The organism is Ruegeria sp. HKCCSA071 (genome assembly GCF_017872555.1).
In the GTDB taxonomy this organism is placed as follows: Bacteria; Pseudomonadota; Alphaproteobacteria; order Rhodobacterales; family Rhodobacteraceae; genus Ruegeria.
In genome coordinates this window covers 1010639-1031080 of the sequence record NZ_JAEDOX010000001.1, presented here as the reverse complement: position 1 = coordinate 1031080, position 20442 = coordinate 1010639, and the positions used below count along the sequence as shown (strand labels likewise).

Below are 20442 nucleotides of genomic sequence, written 5' to 3'. Positions count from 1 at the left end.
TTCTCAGCGCTTCTGCTGTGGCCGTCCTGATGGGGACGGTTGCGTTTGCAGAAACCACGGTCGGTGTCAGCTGGTCGAACTTCCAGGAAGAGCGCTGGAAAACCGACGAAGCGGCAATCAAAGCCGCGCTTGAGGCGGGCGGTGCCGAATATATTTCGGCAGATGCGCAATCGTCGTCGGCCAAGCAGTTGTCGGATATTGAAAGTCTGATCGCCCAGGGCGTTGATGCGCTGATCATTCTGGCGCAGGATTCCCAGGCTATCGGTCCAGCTGTTCAGGCAGCGGCCGACGAAGGTATCCCAGTCATCGCGTATGACCGTCTGATCGAAGATGATCGGGCCTTCTACCTGACCTTTGACAATGTCGAAGTCGGTCGTATGCAGGCGCGCGCGGTGTTCGACGCCATGCCCAAGGGCAACTATGTGATGATCAAGGGCTCGCCCACCGACCCGAACGCGGATTTCCTGCGCGGTGGTCAGCAGGAGATCATTCAGGGCGCTGTTGACAGTGGTGACATTGTGATCGTGGGCGAAGCCTATACCGATGGCTGGCTGCCTGCGAACGCGCAGCGCAACATGGAACAGATACTGACCGCCAACGAAAACAAAGTCGATGCTGTGGTCGCGTCAAATGACGGAACCGCAGGCGGTGTAGTTGCTGCACTGACCGCGCAAGGTATGGACGGTATTCCGGTGTCGGGTCAGGATGGCGACCATGCGGCGCTGAACCGGGTGGCCAAAGGCACACAAACCGTCTCGGTCTGGAAAGACGCACGCGAACTGGGCAAAGCCGCAGGTGAAATCGCGGTCGCGCTGAGTGGTGGAACGGCTGCGGCAGACGTCGAAGGTGCGATCAGCTGGACTTCGCCCGGTGGCACCGAGATGAACTCGGTCTTCCTGGCGCCTGTGCCGATCACCAAAGACAACCTGTCCGTTGTAGTCGATGCTGGCTGGATTCCGCTGGAAGACCTGTGCCAGGGCGTCGAAAACGGTCCTGCACCCTGCAACTAAGTCAAGTCTCCAAACCATAACGTCTCTGGCCCGCAAGGCCGGGCCAGAGACCATAGCTGAACATGAAAGATCGGATATGACCGAAACTTCGTCTCAGCCGGTACCCCAAAAAGCAAAGGCTAACCTGTTCCAGCAACTGGAACTGGACATGCGGCTATTGGGCATGATCGGCGCCTTCATCATCCTGTGCATCGGCTTCAACATCGTAACGGATGGCCGTTTTCTGACGCCCAGAAACCTGTTCAACCTGTCGATCCAGACCGTCTCGGTCGCGATCATGGCTTGTGGCATGGTGTTCATTATCGTGATGCGCCATATTGATCTTTCGGTCGGCGCGCTGCTGGCGACCACATCTGCCGTCATGGCGATGACCCAGACCGAGCTTCTGCCGAACGTGTTGGGCATGGGTTTGAACCACCCGGCGACTTGGGCTATCACCCTGATTGTCGGCCTTGCAGTTGGAACCTTGATCGGTGCATTCCACGGTTGGATGGTAGGCTATCTGACCATACCGGCCTTTATCGTGACGCTTGGCGGTTTTCTGGTCTGGCGCAACGTCGCTTGGTACATGACCGATGGCCAGACAATCGGCCCGCTGGACAGCACGTTCCTGATATTTGGCGGAACCAACGGGACCTTGGGTACAACCGTCAGCCTTCTGTTCGGCCTTGCCGCCACCGCTATTGCGGTCTGGGCGTTGTGGAGCGGTCGCCGCTCCAAGGCTGCCCATGGGTTCCCTGTGAAACCGGTTTGGGCTGAAACTACTTTGGCGGGGATCGTTGGCATCGCCATTATGGGATATGTCTTGATCGTCAACAGTTACTCGATCCCCACCCGCAGGCTGGAACGTATGTTCGAAGCGCGGGGTGAGACCATGCCTGAAGGGCTTGTTGTGGGTTATGGTATCCCGATCTCGGTTCTGATCCTGATCCTTGTTGCGGTAACCTTGACTGTTGTGGCCCGCAAAACCCGATTTGGCCGCTATATCTTTGCCACGGGGGGCAACCCGGATGCGGCGGAACTGTCGGGCATCAACACCCGCATGATGACCGTCAAGATCTTTGCCCTGATGGGGTTTCTGTGTGCGCTGTCCGCGGTCGTGGCCTCGGCCCGTCTGGCCAACCACTCGAACGATATCGGCACATTGGATGAGTTGCGCGTGATTGCTGCGGCCGTGATCGGAGGCACCGCCTTGTCCGGCGGTATTGGTACGATCTACGGCGCGATCCTAGGCGCGCTGATCATGCAGGCGCTGCAATCGGGCATGGCCATGGTTGGCGTGGACGCACCCTTTCAGAACATTGTCGTGGGCACCGTTCTGGTTTTGGCCGTCTATATCGACATCGTCTATCGCAAACGTCTGGGAGCGAAATGATGCAAGCACAAGAAACACAGAACCAAACTTCGGGCCGTGGGTCCGGCCAGCCTCCGCTTGTCGAAATGCGCGATATCTCGATTTCGTTCGGCGGCATCAAGGCGGTGGACCGTGTCTCGGTCGACTTGTACCCGGGCGAGGTTGTGGGCCTTCTGGGCCACAACGGGGCCGGTAAATCTACTCTGATCAAGGTGCTTTCGGGAGCCTATCAGAAGGACCACGGAGAGATCCTGATCGACGGCAAGAAGGTTGAGATCAACAACCCCCGCGATGCGCGTGCAAACAATATCGAGACGATCTATCAGACGCTGGCCTTGGCGGACAATCTGGATGCAAGTTCGAACCTTTTCCTGGGGCGGGAGATGGTCACGCCCTTCGGGCTGGTCAACGATGCCGCGATGGAGGCCGAATGCCGCAAGATCATGGCACAGTTGAACCCGAACTTTCAGAAGTTCAATGACCCGGTCTCGGCGCTATCCGGCGGTCAGCGGCAGTCGGTGGCCATAGCGCGTGCGGTGTACTTCAACGCGCGTATCCTGATCATGGACGAGCCCACAGCCGCGCTTGGCCCGCACGAAACACAGATGGTGGCGGACCTGATCCAACAGCTCAAGGCGCAGGGGATCGGGATTTTCCTGATCGACCACGACGTGCATGCAGTGATGGAGTTGTGCGACCGGGCTTCGGTCATGAAAAACGGGCAACTGGTTGGCACTGTCGACATCGCCGATGTCACGGATGACGATCTGTTGTCGATGATCATTTTGGGCAAGAAGCCCGGCGAAAAGACGGAATGAGGTAAACGAGATGACGAGCGGTTTCTTTCAGGGGATCGAGCAGGTCCAGTTCGAGGGCGAGAACAGTAAGAACCCGCTCGCATTCCGTCACTACAACCCGGACGAGATCGTGATGGGTAAGCGCATGGAGGATCACCTGCGTTTTGCCGTGGCGTGGTGGCACTCGTTTGCCTGGGAAGGCGGGGATCCGTTTGGTGGCTCGACTTTTGAACGTCCATGGCATCCGCAAGATGACATGGGCCGCGCTAAAATGAAGGCCGATGTTGCCTTTGAGATGTTCGAGATCATTGGTCAGCCCTATTTCTGCTGGCATGATGCCGATATCCGCCCTGAGCAGGGGAACTTCGCCGAAAATCTGCGCACGTTGAACGAGATCACCGATTATATCGGTGAAAAGATGCAGGAATCCGGCACCAAGCTTCTGTGGGGTACGGCCAATATGTTCAGCCACCGTCGCTGGATGGGCGGTGCCAGCACCAACCCCGACCCTGATGTCTTTGCATTTGCCGCCGCCACAGTGAAATCCTGCATTGATGCCACCCACAAACTGGGGGGCGAGAACTATGTGCTTTGGGGCGGGCGCGAGGGCTACGAGACGCTGCTCAATACCGACATGAAGGCTGAACTGGATCATATGGGCCGGTTCCTGAACATGGTGGTCGAGTACAAGCACAAGATCGGCTTCAAAGGCACGATCCTTGTAGAACCCAAACCGCAGGAGCCGTCCAAGCATCAATATGATTTCGATGCGGCAACCTGCATCGGTTTCCTGCGCAAGTACGGCCTTGAGGATGAGGTCAAGCTGAACCTGGAACAAGGGCACGCAATCCTGGCAGGACACAGTTTTGAACATGAGATCGCTGTTGCCGCGGCCGAAGGGATGCTGGGCTCCATCGACATGAACCGAAACGATTACCAGTCCGGGTGGGATACGGATCAGTTCCCCAACAACACGCCCGAGGTTGCGTTGGCTTATTACCACATTCTGAAAGCGGGCGGTTTTACTACGGGTGGTACCAATTTCGACGCCAAGCTTCGCAGGCAATCCATCGACGCCGAAGACCTGATCGCTGCGCATGTGGGCGGGATGGATATCTGTGCCCGGGGCCTGAAATCGGCGGCTGCGATGTTTGAAGATGGTGGGTTGGAGCAGGCGTTGGCCGACCGGTATGCAGGCTGGAAAACGCCCAAGGCTCAGGCGATGCTGAGTTCCGGCCTCGACGAGATCGCGGCGCGGGTGCTTGCCGAAGACCTCAATCCTCAGCCTCGTTCAGGGCGTCAGGAAGTGCTAGAGAATTACGTGAACCGCTTTGTGTAATTCCGGTCGGTTCAGCCAGAACTCAAAATAATCGATGTACAAAGCCCCGGAAACGCGTGAGTTTACTTAGGCGTTGCCCGGGGCTTTCCCTTGTTGAACGCAGTGGCATCATGGGCCCCGTCCGGGTCGCGCAGATGGGACGACCAGAGTATTGGTAGAAAAATCGGCAGGTAAGGCAATCTTTCTAAGCGGCAGTTTGATGCTGCATGTGACACGCATGTCGCTGACCACCAGCATCGGATTGATGGCGATCTTTGCTGTCGATTTTGTCGATATGGTCTTTATCTCGATGCTGGGCAACGACGCGCTGGCGGCAGCGGTAGGTTATGCCGGGACGCTGCTGTTCTTCACCAACGCGATCAACATAGGTCTGTCGATTTCTGCCGGGGCGCTGGTCGCGCGTGAGTTGGGCGGCGGGCGGGCCGAACAGGCAAGGCAATACGCATCCAGTGTCGCCGTTTTGGGGCTGATCGTCGGGTTGGTTACCTCTGTTCTGGTGCTGCTGAACGTCAGCTTTCTGCTGTCGCTGCTTGGCGCAGAAGGCGAGGTTTTGAGGCTGGCGACGCGCTATGTTTCTATCATTCTGCCGACCATGTGGGTGATGTCGATTGCGATGGCGGCGATGGCTGTGCTGCGCGCCCACGGCGATGCGCGACGATCAATGATGGCAACGATTTACGGCGGCGTTGTGAATGCAGTTCTTGACCCGATTTTGATCTTTGCGGTCGGGCTGGGGCTGGATGGGGCCGCAATCGCCTCGGTCCTGGCGCGGCTATGCATGTTGGGCGCAGCATTGTGGCCCGCACTGCGGGTGCATCAGGGATTTGCACGACCATCGCTGAAACAGGTGGCACAGGATTTTCGGCCCGTGCGGGCCATCGCAATCCCTGCCGTTCTGACGAACGTCGCCACACCGATCGGGAATGCCATCGTTGTTCGGGAAATTGCGCAGTTCGGAACGGATGCGGTTGCAGGCATGGCGGTGATTGGACGTCTCTTGCCAGTGGCGTTTTCGGTCATCTTTGCGCTGTCGGGGGCAATAGGACCAATCATCGGGCAGAATTTCGGGGCAGAAAAATTTGATCGCGTGCGCGCTGCGTTTCTGGCCGGGATTAAGTTCACCGCAATTTACGTTCTTTGCATGTCGGCCATTCTGTTTTTGCTCCGGTCCCCAATTGCGAATTTGTTCGCAGCGCAGGGGGAAACGCGCGTACTGATTTACCTGTTCTGCGGTCCGCTGGCATTGGCTTCTTTCTTCAACGGTGTGATTTTTGTGACAAATGCCAGTTTCAACAATCTAGGCCGTCCGGTCTATTCCACGTGGATAAACTGGGGCCGTCACACCATTGGCACATGGGTGTTTGCCAAGATTGGCTCACAACTCGCCGGGGCGTCGGGCGTTCTGTTGGGGCAGGCTTTTGGGGGCGTCATCTTTGCTGTCATAGGATGGGTTCTTGTCGCGCGCGTTGTTGCACGGCTGGAACGCGTGCAATCGCCCGAGCCTTTTACCGATCAGGGGCGACTTCACTCGCTGTTCGGGCGTCGCGGTTGGTAAGCGATCAGGTCAGTTCCCCTGATTGCGCGCCTCCAGCCGTTCCAGGTTGACCACCGTCGACAGCATCAGGCGGTCATGGCTCCAATCCCTCGTCTGCTGGATTGAGGCCGATCCCAGAGCCAAAAGCGCACCAAAGACCAGTGTCATTCCCAGGAATAATGCCGGTAGGGCAGGGACCGATGGCTGAACATCGGTCAGTGCGATTACACGTTGCCGCAACACGCGCTTTGCCTTGCCGCCTGTCACAAAGGCAACATTCAGAACGCGTGGGCTGTTGGTTGATATTGTCCGGGCGCAATAGTTCAGCAGGCATGCCGTGTATTCCCGTGCGTCAATCCGTTTGCGCGCAACAACCGACTGGTCACAGGCCAACTCGCGCAGCCGACCGAACTGATACTTGAGCATCAGGTAGGCCGGGTTCCAGAACAATAGTGGCCGCAGCAGTTCAAAGCCCAGTTCCCATTCAACGTCACCAGTACGGATATGCTGAAACTCGTGAGCGAGTGCAAAACGCAACTCGCGCGGGGTGTCCAGCAGATGGCTCGGCAGAACGACGTGGCGGCGGCGAAGTCCTCGCACGGCAAAGGGCACAGTGATGCGATCGGACAGTAGAATATCCACCTTGGCGGACCGCCGCCAAAGAAAACTGGAATTGACAGTCTGACGGATCGTCAATGCATCCCGCAAAGCACGCGCGGCGTACATGGCTGCGATGCAGGCAAGTATGGCGGCAACAAGGGTGATCACGGGCTGCTGCCCGGACAATGCCAGATCAACCCATCTTTCGCGGGTGTTCAGCAATGCTTCGAACTGCGTGGCAGGCATTGCGATGTCGCCGCGCAGATAGGCTGCAACAGCGATATCGCCAAGGGCCACGGCACTGCCCGGCCATGCGTAAGTCGCCAGCGACGAAACGCCAACGGCCAGAAACGGACTGGCAAGGACACAGATGCACAGGGTCTTAAGCGCCCGCAACTGTGCGACATAGCCGTTGCGCAGGGCGGTGCGGCTTAGGGCTGTGCGAGTCATCAGCCAGATGACCGCCGAAAAGGCCAGCACGATGTTAAGTTCGATAAATGCGTCGAGAACCGGTCTAACCGCTGTCATTTTGCAGTCTCCTCTCTACCAGTGCTCGAATTTCCTCCAGGTCGGCTTCGCTCAGCCCCGCGTCGTCGACCAGCCGCGCCACCAGTGTGGCGGGGGTGTCGTCGAAAAGCGTGCGCGACAGATTTTGCAGCGAACGGGCCTGATATCTGTCCTTTTCCAGAAGAGGTGTGTAGATCAGGGTTTTTCCAGATTTGTGACTCTCCACAAAACCCTTCTCATCCAGAATGCGCAGGATCGTGGCCCCGGATGTATAGGCCAGGTTGCGTTCTGACGGCAGGCGGTCCAGGACATCACGCACCGAGCCTTGCCCGAGCGCCCAGAGCTCGTTCATGAACTCCAGTTCGACCTCGGTCAGCAGATTTGTTGTCTTTTTCTTTCGCATCGGTCTCGGTGTCGTCATCGTTATTATGCCTGACAGACAAGCATCCTTTCGCGATTTCTCAAAGTCTAAACTTTCCAGAACACAAAAACGCCCCAGCCAATGGACAGGAATAGTGGTGTCCAGACTGGTTGCCCAATCAATCCAAGCCACGCCAGGAAAATATATGCGGACCCCAGAAGGGTGATGAACAGGCGATCCCCCAGCGTGGTCGTCAGCCCCAGAACCCCGCGTCGCTCGATCCCGTCGCGGAATTTGAAGCCTTCCAGCAAGCCAATGCATGCAATGGCCGAGAAGATACCGACAAACACGGCCAGCGTGGCAGGTGTCCATGCCATCCAGAAATCGGGCCAAAGGGGGTCCGTCCACGAGAACCCTTTTTCGGCCTCTTGTCCGACATTGCCCCATCCGGCCTTGGCCTGGGCAAAGGCTGCTGAGGGCAGGAAGGGCAGGGTGAGAAGCAGTTTTCGCATATTGAACCTCACACACGTCCCATCGCGAAGCCACGCGCGATGTAGTTGCGAACAAACCAGATGACGATGGCACCGGGGATGATGGTCAGGGTGCCCGCGGCGGCCAGCAGCCCCAATTCGTACCCGGCACTGGATGCTGTGCGGGTCATCACGGCAGCGATGGGTTTGGCCTCAACCGCGGTCAGGGTCTTGGCCAGCAGCATTTCTACCCATGAGAACATGAAGCAGAAGAACGCCGCGACACCGACACCTGCCTTGATGTTGGGCAGAAAGATCGTCACGAAGAAACGCGGGAACGAATATCCATCCACATAGGCGGTTTCATCCAGCTCCTTTGGGATGCCACGCATGAAGCCTTCCAGAATCCACACCGCCAGTGGCACGTTGAACAGCGTATGGGCCAAAGCCACGGCCAGATACGTGTCGAAAAGGTGGATCGACGAATAAAGCTGGAAGAATGGCAGGGCGAACACGGCCGCCGGAGCCATACGGTTGGTCAACAGCCAGAAGAACAGCTGCTTGTCACCGAGGAACCGATAGCGTGAGAACGCATAAGCCGCAGGCAGGGCAACGCAGACGGAAAGCACTGTGTTCAGAGTCACATAGGTAATCGAGTTGATGTAACCCCAGTACCAGGTTGGGTCTGTGAAGATGGTGATATAGTTTTCCAGCGTAAAAGTCTGGGGAAACAGGGAAAAGCCCGACAGGATCTCGTTCGTTGTCTTGAAGGACATCGCCACCAGCCAATAGATCGGCAGCATCAGGAACGCGATATAGAGGATCGGGATGATGGACCGCTTTTTCATTCTGCGTCGTCCTTTGTCATCAGAGTGTAGAAGAGCCACGACACCAGCAGAGTGATGGCGAAGTAGATCAGGCTCATCGCTGCCGCCGGGCCAAGGTCGAACTGTCCCAGCGCGATTTTCACAAGGTCAATCGACAGCAGGGTGGTCGAGTTGCCGGGACCACCCCCGGTCAGAACAAAGGGCTCGGTATAGATGTTGAAGCTGTCCATAAACCGCAGCAAAATCGCGATGGTCAGAACCGTCTTCATCTTGGGCAACTGGATGTATCGAAACACAGACCATGGGCTGGCGCCGTCGATCTTGGCGGCCTGATAATAGGCGTCCGGGATCGATACGAGGCCCGCATAGCACAGCAGCACAACCAGCGAGGTCCAGTGCCAGACGTCCATGACGATAACGGTTATCCAGGCCGACAGCGGCTGTTGCGTCATGTCATAGTTGATACCCAGCACGTCATTCAGAAAATATCCCAGCAATCCGATCTTGGGCAGGGTGAAGATGTTCCACATCGAGCCAACCACATTCCAAGGGATCAGCATCGGCAAGGCCATCAGCACCAGACAGACCGGCACCCAGAACCCTTTGCGCGGCATCGACAGGGCGACGATGATGCCCAAGGGCACCTCGATCAGCAGGATCAGGAAGGTAAACAGGAATTGCCGTCCAAGTGCTGCCTGAAAACGGTCGGATCGCAGGATCTGTTCGAACCAGCCCAAACCTTCCCAGAAAAACTGGTTGTTGCCGAAGGTTTCCTGCACCGAGTAGTTGACCACCGTCATCATGGGCACCAGCGCGTTGAACGCCACCAGCGCAAGAACGGGCAGGACAAAGAACCATGCCTTTTGGTTTTCCGTTCTCATTGCGCCCGCTCCTGAGTTGCAATCCAGCCGTCGCGGTAGACGCGGGATTGTTCGGGTTTGAATTGCAAAAAGACCTGTGATCCCGGTTCCGGTACACCGTGTTCGGTCACGACCTTGAGGGCGGTGTTGCCGACCACTGCGCTGACCACATAGTGGCGGCCGATATCGGCGACCTTGGTCACATGCGCCGGAATGCCAGTGTCGCCGAAACCTACATATTCCGGGCGGATACCCAGATCGGTGCGTCCGCCGTTACCATGTGTGGGACCTTCCAGCTTGACCTCGTGCCCTTCAAAAACGGCGCGGTCGCCTTTGGCTTCACATGGAAGGACATTCATACCCGGCGAGCCGATGAAATGGCCGACAAATGTGTGCTGGGGCCGTTCAAACAGTTCGACAGGTGTTCCGATCTGAACCACTTCGCCGTCTTGCATTACCACCACCTCGTCGGCGAAGGTCAACGCCTCGGTCTGGTCATGTGTCACGTAGATCATGGTGGCCTGCACGCGCTGATGCAGCTCTTTCAGCTTGGACCGCAGTTTCCATTTCAGGTGCGGGTCGATCACGGTCAGCGGTTCGTCGAACATCACCGCATTCACATCGTCGCGAACAAGGCCGCGACCCATCGAGATCTTCTGCTTGTTGTCCGGGCTCAGGCCTGATGCGCGGGTGTTCAGCATATCCGTGACGTCCAGCATCTCGGCGATTTCCAGAACACGGCGCTTGATGGTTTCGGCGTCTACACCCCGGTTCTTCAACGGGAAGGCCAGATTCTCGCCCACGGTCATCGTGTCGTAGATCACCGGAAACTGGAAGACCTGCGCGATGTTGCGTTGGTCCGGGGGCAGGGCGGTGACGTCCTGATCATCGAACAGAATCCGGCCTTCCGAGGGGGTGAGAAGACCGGATATGATGTTCAGCAGCGTGGACTTGCCACAACCTGACGGCCCCAACAGCGCATAGGCCCCGCCATCGCGCCATGTCACGTCGATTTCCTTCAGGGCATAGTCCTCGGGGCCTTTTGGCGATGGCATATAGCTGTGTCGAAGGTTTGAAAGCTTGATCTGTGCCATGTCAGGCCACCCTTTTGCCGTCTTGGCTGAAGTACCGGCAATGCGCCGGGTTCATGTAGAAACTGTGATCTTCGCCGACCTGATAAGGATGCACGCCAGCGGCGAGTGAAACCCAGGCTTCGTCACCATGCTGGAAATGCGCGCTGGAATCCGAACCTGACAGTTCGGTCACGATCACACGTCCGGTCAGTTCGACATCGGCGTCAGACGTACGGAATGGCGTCACGCGATGAGGGCGAACGGCGATCATATATTCCCCGTCGGCCATGCCCGAGGCTGCCCAGCCGACATTGCCTGCCAATTGCGCCCGGGCGCTGGAAACAGTGATACGGGCCACATTGATAGGCGGGTCCGAGAATACACGCGCCGCGGCGATGTTTTCCGGATTGCGATAGATTTCGGTGGTTGGGCCGAACTGGGTCACGCGGCCGTCTTCCATCAGCGCGGTGTAGCCTCCCAGCAGCAATGCCTCTTCAGGTTCCGAGGTGGCGTAGACAACGACGGCCCCGCGACCAGCGAACAGATCGGGCAGTTGTTCGCGCAACTCTTCGCGCAGTTTATAATCAAGGTTCGCCAGCGGCTCATCCAGGAAGACGGCGCGGCTTTCTTTTGCGATGGCACGCGCCAGCGCGGTTCGTTGTTGTTGCCCGCCCGACAGCTCGTGTGGGCGGCGGTGCAGCATGGGGCGCAGTTGCAGCAGATCGGCGGCCTCTTCCACGCGGCCATCGATCTCCGATTTAGCCAAGCCAGCCACGCGCAGGGGCGAGGCGATATTGTCGAATACAGTCATATGCGGGTAGTTCACGAAGAACTGGTGCACCAGGCTGATCTGCCGCTTTTGCGTGTTCAACCGTGTCACGTCCTGCCCGTCCATCAGGACCTTGCCTGAGGCGATCGGGTCCAACCCGGCCATCATTTTGATCAGTGACGTTTTTCCGGAACCTGTCGCGCCCAATAGCACGTTGAAATGGCCGGTTTGCAGCGTCAGGTTGGTTGGCTTGATATGGATGACGTTGCCGACCCGTTTGGTCGCGTCTTGAAGTTCAATCATCTGGGAAACTCGCGGGGCATTCAGGGGTAGGCCGGGCTTAAGCCCGGCCTACGATGTTGCTTTTACTGGGATTGCCAGCGCTTAACCAGTTCGTCATAGTTGACGGTCTGGCCCTGCGGCTTTTCGTTCTCCAGCTTGGCCTTGGGCGAACCCGCTTTTTCCAGCCAGAAAGATGGGTCCTGCGGCTCGTTCAGGCGTGGACCGCAGCCGCCGTAGACACCGGCGCTTTCATCCGCGGCCTGCATACGTGCCATGGTGATGTCCATCTCTTCGGCCAGACGATCCATCGCCTCTTGCGGTGTAAAGGCACCCGAGTTCACGTCACCGATCTGCTGCCACCAGATCTGGGCCAGCTTCGGATAGTCCGGCACGTTGATGCCGGTCGGCGACCATGCCACACGGTCAGGCGAGCGGTAGAACTCGACCAGACCACCCAGCTTGGGCGCGCGTTCGGTGAACGACTCGTGGTTGACCGAGCTGTCGCGGATGAAGGTCAGACCCACATGGGACTTCTTCACATCGACAGTCTTCGAGGTCACGAACTGAGCATAGAGCCAGGCTGCCTGCGCACGATCCGAGGGGGTCGATTTCAGGAACGTCCAGGAACCCACGTCCTGATAGCCAACCTTCTGGCCTTCTTCCCAGTAGGGGCCGTGCGGGCTGGGCGCCATCCGCCACAGCGGCGTTCCTTCGTCATCCACGGTGTTGTTGCCTTCGGACTTCGGCTTCACCATGTCGGCGGTAAAGGCGGTGTACCAGAAAATCTGCTGGGCCACGTTGCCTTGGCTAAGTGCCGGCAGCGACTGGTAGAAGTCGTAAGACGCCGCACCCGGAGGCGCATAGGCCCGCAGCCATTCGTCCCATTTGCGGATCGCATAGACCGCAGCCGGACCATTTGCAGCACCGCCGCGCGACACTGAGGCGCCGACTGGGTTACAGGTGCCCGCTTCCATGCGGATGCCCCATTCGTCAACCGGAATACCGTTCGGCTCGCCCTTGTCACCGGCACCGGCCATCGAAAGCCAGGCGTCGGTCATGCGCCAACCAAGGTCGGGCGCGCGCTTGCCGTAATCCATGTGGCCGTAGATTGCCACGCCGTCGACTTCTTTCACGTCATTGGTGAAGAACTCGGCGATGTCTTCATAGGCCGACCAGTTTACCGGAACGCCCAGATCATAGCCGTATTTCTCTTTGAACGCGGCCTTGTTGGCTTCGTCATCGAACCAGTCCTTGCGGAACCAGTAGAGGTTCGCAAACTGCTGGTCGGGCAACTGATACAGCTTGCCGTCCGGCCCGGTGGTGAACTGAATGCCCATGAAGTCATCCAGATCGATTGTCGGCGAGGTTGTCGCCGCCCAGTCACCGCCCATCATGTCGGTCAGCGGATAGGCCAGTTGCAGACGCGAGTGGGTACCAATCAGGTCACTGTCGTTGACATAGCCGTCATACAGGTTCCGACCTGTCTGCATCTGGGTCTGAACAGCCTGGACCACTTCGCCTTCGCCAAGGATCTGGTGATTGACCTTGATGCCGGTGATTTCTTCAAACGCCTTTGTCAGAACCTCCGACTCGTAAGAATGCGTCGGAATGCCTTCGGACAGGACGTTGATTTCCATGCCAGCGTAGGGCTGTGCAGCTTGGATAAACCATTGCATCTCGGCCATTTGTTCGTCTTTCGACAAGGTCGACGGCTGGAATTCGTCGTCGATCCAACGTTGTGCTGCGGCTTCGTCGGCCCAAGCGGACCCGTGCCCCGCAATGACGGCAGCCGCCGCCACTGCGGAAAGTAGATGTCTCCGCATCTGTCTCCTCCCAAAATTATGGTTCTCCGGCGGGAACCGGATGCAGAACAGCATCAGCGATTTTTTGCGTACGTGTCAAACTAAATTTTTAGTAATTGACGTTCAGGCATTCTGGAGTCGCGTGAATTGAATTTGTTTTCAACGCTGGAGATTATTGTAAATATCTAATTTCGTTATCGAAATTTATAAATTTCCCCGCGTGGAAAATAGGGAAATCCACTGAGACCCATTGCGAGCGAGAGATGACACCAGGCACGTTGAATTGCACTCGCGTTGCGTGAGGCACAGGCACTGAGTGAGAACTTAGGCGAACCAGCATCCCAGATGATTGGTGTTGAAACTCAGTACTTACTTGCTACCAAACGGTTCCGTCAAAAATCCGGATGTGGCAATGCGGATGTAGCACGGCCTTGCCGTACACGGTAATCCGTGTCCATATATGGAAAATTTCCGGAGCCAGGTCGTGAAGAAGAATACCGTCAACACCCATCGCGAGCTGGAGTTGCTTGATGCCCTCAGACGTCTGGGAGGAACGGCTCGGAATTCGGATCTGGCAAATATGCTCGGCGTGTCCGAAGAGACGGTGCGGCGAACGATCAAAGCCTTGTCAAAGGCAGGCACAGTCGAGCGTGTTCATGGCGGTGCTTATCTTGCCGGAGCGCAGGGTGCCCCCAACTTCTTTCACAGGATCTCGCAGGACGCGGATGAAAAGCGATTAATCGCCGGGCATACTGCGAAACTGGTCCGGGATCAGATGACCGTTTTCCTAGATGTAGGATCGACGACCGCCTTCGTCGCCGAAGAGTTGCGCCAGGTCAGCAACCTCACGGTTGTCAGCAACTCCATCGGTGTCGTGCAGACATTGGCCGGGGTCAACGGAAACCGGGTGCACCTTTTGGGGGGCGAGTTGCAGATCGATGAAAGGGGGACGTTTGGTCATGTCACCCACAAGCAGCTGCAACGCTATGCCTTTGACATCGTGATCCTGAGCACGGACGCGATTTCAGACAGCAAAGGGTTTCTTTACCACAGCGCGGTCGAAGCGGATCTTGCATCGGTGGTGGTCAGGTGCGCGGACCAGGTTGTTATGGCCGCAGCGCATTCCAAGTTTGGTGAAAGGGCACCGTATGTGGGGCCGGATCCTCGGCTGGTGCATTCGCTGGTCACGGACGCTGTGCCAAAGGGTGGGGTGGCCAGATTCCTTGACCGTTGGGGCATCGAAATTCAGATCGCTGATGACAGCTAGGTAGCTGTTTTCAGGTGCAGCCCGGATGGTCGTACGGCTTTGGGATGGAAGAAGCTAAGGAAAAGTGGCAGCCCGTAGGGGAATCGAACCCCTCTTTCCAGGTTGAAAACCTGGCGTCCTAACCGATAGACGAACGGGCCACTTGGTATCAGGTCACAAGCGCAAATGGCAGCCCGTAGGGGAATCGAACCCCTCTTTCCAGGTTGAAAACCTGGCGTCCTAACCGATAGACGAACGGGCCACGCTGGCTTGTGGAGGGCCTTTTACGGTTTCACCGTGACCCCCGCAAGCGTAAAAACGCAGGGATGGGAAAGTTTTTTAGCGCACCAAAGCCGCGTGTTAACGGGCTTCTGCTGCGTCCTCCAGCCTGAGCTGCACAGATTGGCGCCCGCCCCAGGTGTTGACCTCTAACCGACCCGCAAAATGAAAGCGCGCACCGCCGTGGTTTGACAGTTTTTCGCCCATCGGCCCATCAAAAGCACCAAAGGCAATCGCATCCAGCGCGCCGCCCATTCCATCGGTCAGCGACAGTTTCAGATGCGATTCACCGACCCGTTTTGCAAAGCGAACCTGCAGGTCAGGCAACGCATAGCGCGGGGCAGGGGCTCCGGCACCAAACGGTCCGGCCTGTTCGATCAGCTCGATCAGATCCACGGTTGCTGCACCGGGCATCAATGCGCCATCCAGTTTCAAATCCGCAGGTCCACCCTGGTCCGCCCCTTGTCTGGCCAGCAGCTCGCTCAGGCGCTCCATTGCGGGTTCCAGCTGATCGCGCATGACGGTCAAACCCGCGGCCATCTTGTGGCCGCCTCCTTTGACCAGCAACCCTTCGGCCGCCAGACGCTGGATCGAAGCCCCAAGATCGACGCCGGAAACCGAGCGGCCCGAACCCTTGCCTTCATCCCCGTCAAAGCCGATCACAATTGCGGGTCGATTGGCCGTCTCCTTCAGCCGAGAGGCCACGATACCAACGACACCGGGGTGCCAGCCTTCGCCTGCCGCCCAGACCAAAGGGGCGTCCAAGCCACGCGCCTCGGCTTGCTTCAGCGCGGCGGCACGCACCGCGTTTTCAATGTCGCGGCGCTCAGTGTTCAAGGCATCCAGACGTTCGGACAACGCCTGCGCCTCTTGCTGGGAATCAGTGCTCAGCAGGCGTGCGCCCAAATCGGCCTGACCGATCCGCCCACCGGCATTCACGCGGGGCCCAAGCAGAAACCCCAGGTGATAACTGTTCGGCGCGGTATCCATGCGCGAGATATCAGAGAGCGCGACAAGGCCGGGGCGCTGCCGCTGTGCCATCACCTTCAACCCTTGCCGCACCAGCGCGCGGTTGGCTTCGATCAGCGGTGCCACATCGGCAACGGTCGCCAGGGCCACCAGATCCAGAAGGGCCATCAGGTCCGGCCCCCTTGCGCCTGCGTCGCGCAACTGACGACCGGCCTCGACCAGCATCAGAAACACCACGCCTGCCGCGCAAAGATAACCCAGATCGCCGCTTTCATCCTGTCGGTTTGGATTTACCACAGCGACGCAATCGGGCAGTGTCTCGCCCCCAAGATGGTGGTCCAGAACGATCACATCCGCACCCCTAGCCGCCGCAATCGGGTCATGGCTGAGCGTGCCGCAATCAACGCAGATGATCAGGTCATGCGTAGCCGCAAGCTCCTGCATCGCGGGAACGTTGGGGCCATACCCTTCGTCGATCCGGTCCGGTACATAAAGCGTCGCCTGCATGCCCATCTGCCGCAGCCAGACCAGAAGCAATGCGGCAGAACTGCCGCCGTCGACATCGTAATCCGCAAACACCGCAATTTTCTGATGATTGCGGACGGCATCTAGAAAGCGCGTGGCGGCAATTTCCATATCCTTGATGGCCCGCGGATCAGGCAGCAATTCCTTCAGTTTTGGGTCAAGAAAGCCGGGTGCCTCAGATACCGGCACGCCGCGCCGGGCCAGAACCTGGCAAACGGCACGGGGCAGGTCGGTTTGCTGCGCCATCATCTCGGCCGCCCGCTCAATCTCGGGGCTGGGTCCAACCCAAAGCCGTCCCGTCAGTGATTGCTCGACTCCAAGAAAACTCATTGCTCGCCTCTTATGCGCCAAGGCCGGACCCTTGCGGACCCGGCCTCTTCACCTTTTCAAAAATACTCTCGCCGAAGGCAACGGCGCAAGCCGTTATGTATTGTCATGCGGCCATGTCGGCGTGCGGTAGGACATGCGGCGCACCGACCCGGTCTTGGACCGCATCAGCAGCGTCGTGGTTTCCACCCAGCCGGGCTCGCGCTTGATCCGCGGCAACAACGAGCCACCGGTCACGCCGGTGGCGGCAAAGATCACATCTGCCGTCACCATCTCATCACGTGCATAAACTCGGTCCAGATCGGTGATGCCTGCCTTGGCGGCCCGGCCACGTTCGTCATCGTTACGGAACAACAGGCGGCCAAAGATCTGCCCGCCCATACATTTCAGCGCAGCGGCGGCCAGCACACCCTCGGGCGCGCCACCCTGGCCCATATACATGTCGATGCCGGTCACTTCGCTTTCAGCGCAATGCATGACACCCGCCACGTCACCATCAGTGATCAGACGGATCGCAGCACCGGTTTCGCGCACTTCGGCAATCATCGCTTCGTGGCGCGGACGTTCCAGAATGCAGACGGTGATGTCGGCGGCTTTACATCCCTTGGCCGTGGCCAGTGCTTCGACACGCTCGCGTGGCGACATGTCCAGATTGACGACACCTTCCGGCAGCCCCGGGCCAACCGCCAGTTTGTCCATATACACATCCGGCGCGTGCAGCATCGAGCCGCGCGGGCCCATGGCGATGACGGTCAGTGCGTTTGGCATGTCCTTGGCAGTTAGCGTGGTGCCTTCCAGCGGATCCAGAGCAATATCCACACCGGGGCCATTGCCGGTGCCAACCTCTTCGCCGATATACAGCATCGGCGCCTCGTCACGCTCGCCTTCACCGATGACAACGACACCTGCGATATCCAGCAGGTTCAGCTGTTCGCGCATCGCATTCACAGCGGCCTGATCCGCGGCTTTCTCATCGCCCCGACCCACCAGCGAAGCCGAGGCCAGCGCAGCCTGTTCCGCCACCCTGGCCAGCCCCAGAGACAGCAGGCGGTCATTGAAATCGGTCTTGGCAGCACTCATGTTTCTGTATCCTCTGGTCAGTATAGCCGTGTCTTCCGGCATAGCTTGCGTTTCATGCAGGCCGCAAGGTCAAACCGCTTCAATCCGCAATGCAACTGGGTCGCCTGCCACCACATCGGTTTCGCGGAAACCCTCCAACGCGACGTCCAGCGCCGTTCGGGTGGTTTTATGGGTGACGATCAGCACAGGGGCTGTGCTTTCGGCATGAGCGTATTGGCGCATCCGGTCGATTGACACCCCGGCATTGCCCAGAATGGCCGCAACCTTGGCCAATGCACCAGGTTTATCCAGCAGGCCCAGCCGCAGATAATACGGCGCAGGTCTGCCGGTGACGGCGGGAACTGCGGTTTCAAGCGTGGTGGCTGGGCGGCCAAAGGTCGGGATTTGCAATCCGCGCGCCAGATCGCAGACATCGCCCATCACAGCGCTGGCTGTCGGGCCTTCACCCGCGCCGGGGCCGCGCAGAACAACCTGCTCAACCGCGTCGCCTTCGATCACGACCATATTGGTGCCGCCTTCCAGCTGGCCCAGTGGCGAGTCGCTGGGTACCAGGCAAGGCTGCATGCGTTGCTCCAGCCCGCGCGCGGTGCGCTGCGCCACGCCCAGCAATTTGATGCGAAAGCCCATGTCTTCGGCCTGATCGATGTCGTCCAGGCTGATCTGCTGGATACCCTCAATCTCGATCCCGTCGAAATTTGGCTTGGTCCCAAACGCAATCGAGGATAGCAGAGCCAGCTTGTGCGCAGCGTCGATACCTCCGACATCCAGATTGGGGTCGGCCTCAAGGTATCCCAATTCGGCGCATTCATCGAAAAGCGCGTTGTAGCCCTGACGCTGCGACTGCATCCGGGTCAGGATGTAGTTGCACGTCCCGTTCATAACACCCATCACGCGGGTGATCTCGTTGCCCGCCAAACCTTCGGTCAGGGACTTGATCACAGGGATACCACCAGCGACAGCGGCCTCAAACCGGATCACTCGACCGGCGGCCTCGGCCTTTTCGGCCAGTTCCTGCCCGTGGATGGCCAGCAACGCCTTGTTGGCCGTGACCACATCCTTGCCGCTGGCCAATGCTGCTTCGACCGAGGCTTTGGCAGGGCCGTTCTCCCCACCCATCAATTCGACATAAACGTCTATGTCGTCGCGTTTTGCCAGTGCAACCGGATCAGTTTCCCAGGCATAATCCGACAGGTTCACGCCACGGTCTTTGTTCGGGTCGCGCGCGGATACTGCCACGATTTCAATCGAACGGCCTGTACGGGTCTGCAACAGCTCTGCATGGCGGCGGACGATCTTGACGACACCCACGCCGACCGTTCCCAAGCCCGCAATTCCCAGCCGCAGTGCCTGTGTCATGTCATGGGTCCTTTTCCGCTCGAATTTTTCTGGTATCGGATGCTTGTCCAATCAGCGCTGCCTTAGCGGGTTCAGGCCAAGGGTGCAATCCGTCACCGGGGATAGTGGAGTTGATTTATGACGCGTCAGTTGGTTTGCGCGTTTTGCAACGCCTGTGCCTTTTGGGCCAAGGTATTGCCGCGTTGTGTCAGTTCGTCTTCGACGGCTGCCGCCTGATGGATCGGATCCACCGGTGGCCCTAAGGATTCCTGCAACGGAACAAGGCGCGGGTAGGGGGCGGATCTGACTGCAGCCGGTTCGCTGCCTTCCAGCTCGGGAATGTCCGCACAGGCGGCGCAAAACAGAATAAGTGGCAAAACGGGCAGCAGTTTCATGTCGCAGGCTTTTCGGTCTTTGTTGCCTCACCGTGATGCACGTTTTGACGACATCGTTCAAGCGGGGTTCTATATGAACATCTGTTCATATACTGTGGATCCATGGCACGCACTCAAGGCTCACATTCCGATATAACCGGCCCGCGTATCCGCAAGGCCGCGCTGCACCTGTTTGCCCGTTACGGGTATGCCGCTGTCTCGATGCGGCAGATTGCAAAAGAAGTCGGCGTGCAGGCAGGCGCGCTTTATAATTACACGCCCGACAAACAGAGCCTTTTGCACCGGTTGATGCGCGAACACATGCAAGACTTGTTGGCGGCGCTTGATGCATTGGACAGTTGCGACGATGCCGAAGACGCTTTGCGCCAGTTCATCGGCTTTCACATCCGCTTCCATCTGCAACGACCGGACGAAGTTTTCATCGCCTATATGGAGTTGCGGAACCTTTCGCCCGAAAACTTTGCTGAAATTGAAGACTTGCGGCGCCAGTACGAAAACGTACTCGAAAGCATCCTTGATACAGGGCAGCAGGCCGGACATTTCGCAATTTCGGACACGAAGATTGCGACGCTTGCCGTGATTGCAATGCTGAACGGCGTGATGACCTGGTACCGTTCGGGTGGTCGCCTGTCACTGGACGAGGTCGAGGAGATCTATTGGAAGATGGTGCACAAGGCAGTGACGGTCTGACAAGGTCAAAC

At 58.2% G+C, this 20442-nt stretch carries 19 protein-coding genes and 2 tRNA genes; 7 read left to right on the top strand and 14 right to left on the bottom strand.

Translation table 11 applies throughout. The annotated features are described in order from the left end of the window. Positions 1–29: 29 nt before the first annotated feature. The 5 genes from xylF to I9188_RS05125 all read left to right on the top strand — a co-directional run bounded on the left by xylF (position 30) and on the right by I9188_RS05125 (position 6055). A complete protein-coding gene (gene xylF / locus I9188_RS05145; RefSeq protein ID WP_245220480.1) occupies positions 30–1010 on the top strand; it encodes a D-xylose ABC transporter substrate-binding protein in 981 nt (326 codons plus the stop codon). Between the two features lie 76 nt (positions 1011–1086). Next, positions 1087–2385 (top strand): sugar ABC transporter permease, encoded by a 1299-nt coding sequence (locus tag I9188_RS05140; RefSeq protein WP_209504342.1) that lies wholly within the window; start codon positions 1087–1089, stop codon positions 2383–2385. Beyond that, entirely contained in the window at positions 2385–3182 is a 798-nt protein-coding gene (locus I9188_RS05135) for an ATP-binding cassette domain-containing protein (RefSeq protein WP_209504341.1), read from the top strand. The genes I9188_RS05140 and I9188_RS05135 overlap by 1 nt, the downstream gene beginning before the upstream one ends. 10 nt (positions 3183–3192) lie before the next feature. Then, a complete protein-coding gene (gene xylA / locus I9188_RS05130) occupies positions 3193–4500 on the top strand; it encodes a xylose isomerase (protein ID WP_209504340.1) in 1308 nt (435 codons plus the stop codon). 199 nt (positions 4501–4699) lie between these two features. Further along, positions 4700–6055: an MATE family efflux transporter gene (locus I9188_RS05125; protein ID WP_209504339.1), complete on the top strand. Its 1356-nt coding sequence runs from the start codon at positions 4700–4702 to the stop codon at positions 6053–6055. Positions 6056–6064: 9 nt separating this feature from the next. Here I9188_RS05125 and I9188_RS05120 read toward each other — a convergent pair whose 3' ends face one another. The 8 genes from I9188_RS05120 to I9188_RS05085 form a co-directional block, all read right to left on the bottom strand. Continuing rightward, on the bottom strand, positions 6065–7162 hold the full coding sequence (locus I9188_RS05120) for a M56 family metallopeptidase (RefSeq protein WP_209504338.1): 1098 nt from the start codon (positions 7160–7162) through the stop codon (positions 6065–6067). Then, positions 7149–7544 (bottom strand): BlaI/MecI/CopY family transcriptional regulator, encoded by a 396-nt coding sequence (locus tag I9188_RS05115; protein ID WP_209504337.1) that lies wholly within the window; start codon positions 7542–7544, stop codon positions 7149–7151. The genes I9188_RS05120 and I9188_RS05115 overlap by 14 nt, the downstream gene beginning before the upstream one ends. A gap of 65 nt (positions 7545–7609) precedes the next feature. Then, on the bottom strand, positions 7610–8014 hold the full coding sequence (locus tag I9188_RS05110) for a DUF2160 domain-containing protein (protein WP_209504336.1): 405 nt from the start codon (positions 8012–8014) through the stop codon (positions 7610–7612). An 8-nt stretch (positions 8015–8022) separates the two neighbouring features. Next, on the bottom strand, positions 8023–8820 hold the full coding sequence (locus tag I9188_RS05105; protein ID WP_155139158.1) for a carbohydrate ABC transporter permease: 798 nt from the start codon (positions 8818–8820) through the stop codon (positions 8023–8025). Beyond that, on the bottom strand, positions 8817–9680 hold the full coding sequence (locus tag I9188_RS05100) for a sugar ABC transporter permease (protein ID WP_209504335.1): 864 nt from the start codon (positions 9678–9680) through the stop codon (positions 8817–8819). Before I9188_RS05100 ends, I9188_RS05105 begins: the two co-directional genes overlap by 4 nt. Next, on the bottom strand, positions 9677–10753 hold the full coding sequence (locus tag I9188_RS05095) for an ABC transporter ATP-binding protein (protein ID WP_209504334.1): 1077 nt from the start codon (positions 10751–10753) through the stop codon (positions 9677–9679). Before I9188_RS05095 ends, I9188_RS05100 begins: the two co-directional genes overlap by 4 nt. Before the next feature lies 1 nt (position 10754). Next, the gene (locus tag I9188_RS05090; RefSeq protein WP_209504333.1) at positions 10755–11804 is read right to left on the bottom strand and encodes an ABC transporter ATP-binding protein; all 1050 of its coding nucleotides are present in this window, start codon (positions 11802–11804) and stop codon (positions 10755–10757) included. 62 nt (positions 11805–11866) lie between these two features. Beyond that, positions 11867–13606 carry an ABC transporter substrate-binding protein gene (locus tag I9188_RS05085; RefSeq protein ID WP_209504332.1) on the bottom strand — a complete coding sequence of 580 codons (1740 nt, stop codon included), beginning with the start codon at positions 13604–13606 and terminating at the stop codon, positions 11867–11869. A 463-nt stretch (positions 13607–14069) separates the two neighbouring features. Here I9188_RS05085 and I9188_RS05080 point away from each other — a divergent pair, with 463 nt between their 5' ends. Then, positions 14070–14852 carry a DeoR/GlpR family DNA-binding transcription regulator gene (locus I9188_RS05080; protein WP_348540321.1) on the top strand — a complete coding sequence of 261 codons (783 nt, stop codon included), beginning with the start codon at positions 14070–14072 and terminating at the stop codon, positions 14850–14852. Between the two features lie 65 nt (positions 14853–14917). Here the strand turns inward: I9188_RS05080 and I9188_RS05075 are convergent. The 6 genes from I9188_RS05075 to I9188_RS05050 all read right to left on the bottom strand — a co-directional run bounded on the left by I9188_RS05075 (position 14918) and on the right by I9188_RS05050 (position 19741). Continuing rightward, positions 14918–14992 (bottom strand) — tRNA-Glu (locus I9188_RS05075). Positions 14993–15018: 26 nt separating this feature from the next. Next, positions 15019–15093 (bottom strand) — tRNA-Glu (locus I9188_RS05070). A 98-nt stretch (positions 15094–15191) separates the two neighbouring features. After that, positions 15192–16934 carry a single-stranded-DNA-specific exonuclease RecJ gene (gene recJ, locus I9188_RS05065; protein ID WP_209504330.1) on the bottom strand — a complete coding sequence of 581 codons (1743 nt, stop codon included), beginning with the start codon at positions 16932–16934 and terminating at the stop codon, positions 15192–15194. 93 nt (positions 16935–17027) lie between these two features. After that, complete coding sequence (gene glpX / locus I9188_RS05060) at positions 17028–18011, bottom strand: class II fructose-bisphosphatase (protein ID WP_209504329.1); 984 nt, start codon at positions 18009–18011, stop codon at positions 17028–17030. Positions 18012–18080: 69 nt separating this feature from the next. After that, positions 18081–19367 carry a homoserine dehydrogenase gene (locus tag I9188_RS05055; protein WP_209504328.1) on the bottom strand — a complete coding sequence of 429 codons (1287 nt, stop codon included), beginning with the start codon at positions 19365–19367 and terminating at the stop codon, positions 18081–18083. 125 nt (positions 19368–19492) lie between these two features. Then, positions 19493–19741, bottom strand: coding sequence for a hypothetical protein (locus I9188_RS05050; RefSeq protein ID WP_209504327.1), 249 nt, complete (start codon positions 19739–19741; stop codon positions 19493–19495). 102 nt (positions 19742–19843) lie between these two features. Between I9188_RS05050 and I9188_RS05045 the strand changes: the two genes are divergently transcribed. Further along, on the top strand, positions 19844–20431 hold the full coding sequence (locus I9188_RS05045; protein ID WP_209504326.1) for a TetR/AcrR family transcriptional regulator: 588 nt from the start codon (positions 19844–19846) through the stop codon (positions 20429–20431). The last annotated feature ends 11 nt before the right edge of the window (positions 20432–20442 follow it).

Bases quoted from the DNA above. Each gene is read 5' to 3' on its own strand.
- xylF (WP_245220480.1), top strand. From the start codon at position 30: ATGGGGACGGTTGCGTTTGCAGAAACCACGGTCGGTGTCAGCTGGTCG.
- I9188_RS05140 (WP_209504342.1), top strand. From the start codon at position 1,087: ATGACCGAAACTTCGTCTCAGCCGGTACCCCAAAAAGCAAAGGCTAAC.
- I9188_RS05135 (WP_209504341.1), top strand. From the start codon at position 2,385: ATGCAAGCACAAGAAACACAGAACCAAACTTCGGGCCGTGGGTCCGGC.
- xylA (WP_209504340.1), top strand. From the start codon at position 3,193: ATGACGAGCGGTTTCTTTCAGGGGATCGAGCAGGTCCAGTTCGAGGGC.
- I9188_RS05125 (WP_209504339.1), top strand. From the start codon at position 4,700: ATGCTGCATGTGACACGCATGTCGCTGACCACCAGCATCGGATTGATG.
- I9188_RS05120 (WP_209504338.1), bottom strand. From the start codon at position 7,162: ATGACAGCGGTTAGACCGGTTCTCGACGCATTTATCGAACTTAACATC.
- I9188_RS05115 (WP_209504337.1), bottom strand. From the start codon at position 7,544: ATGCGAAAGAAAAAGACAACAAATCTGCTGACCGAGGTCGAACTGGAG.
- I9188_RS05110 (WP_209504336.1), bottom strand. From the start codon at position 8,014: ATGCGAAAACTGCTTCTCACCCTGCCCTTCCTGCCCTCAGCAGCCTTT.
- I9188_RS05105 (WP_155139158.1), bottom strand. From the start codon at position 8,820: ATGAAAAAGCGGTCCATCATCCCGATCCTCTATATCGCGTTCCTGATG.
- I9188_RS05100 (WP_209504335.1), bottom strand. From the start codon at position 9,680: ATGAGAACGGAAAACCAAAAGGCATGGTTCTTTGTCCTGCCCGTTCTT.
- I9188_RS05095 (WP_209504334.1), bottom strand. From the start codon at position 10,753: ATGGCACAGATCAAGCTTTCAAACCTTCGACACAGCTATATGCCATCG.
- I9188_RS05090 (WP_209504333.1), bottom strand. From the start codon at position 11,804: ATGATTGAACTTCAAGACGCGACCAAACGGGTCGGCAACGTCATCCAT.
- I9188_RS05085 (WP_209504332.1), bottom strand. From the start codon at position 13,606: ATGCGGAGACATCTACTTTCCGCAGTGGCGGCGGCTGCCGTCATTGCG.
- recJ (WP_209504330.1), bottom strand. From the start codon at position 16,934: ATGAGTTTTCTTGGAGTCGAGCAATCACTGACGGGACGGCTTTGGGTT.
- glpX (WP_209504329.1), bottom strand. From the start codon at position 18,011: ATGAGTGCTGCCAAGACCGATTTCAATGACCGCCTGCTGTCTCTGGGG.
- I9188_RS05055 (WP_209504328.1), bottom strand. From the start codon at position 19,367: ATGACACAGGCACTGCGGCTGGGAATTGCGGGCTTGGGAACGGTCGGC.
- I9188_RS05050 (WP_209504327.1), bottom strand. From the start codon at position 19,741: ATGAAACTGCTGCCCGTTTTGCCACTTATTCTGTTTTGCGCCGCCTGT.
- I9188_RS05045 (WP_209504326.1), top strand. From the start codon at position 19,844: ATGGCACGCACTCAAGGCTCACATTCCGATATAACCGGCCCGCGTATC.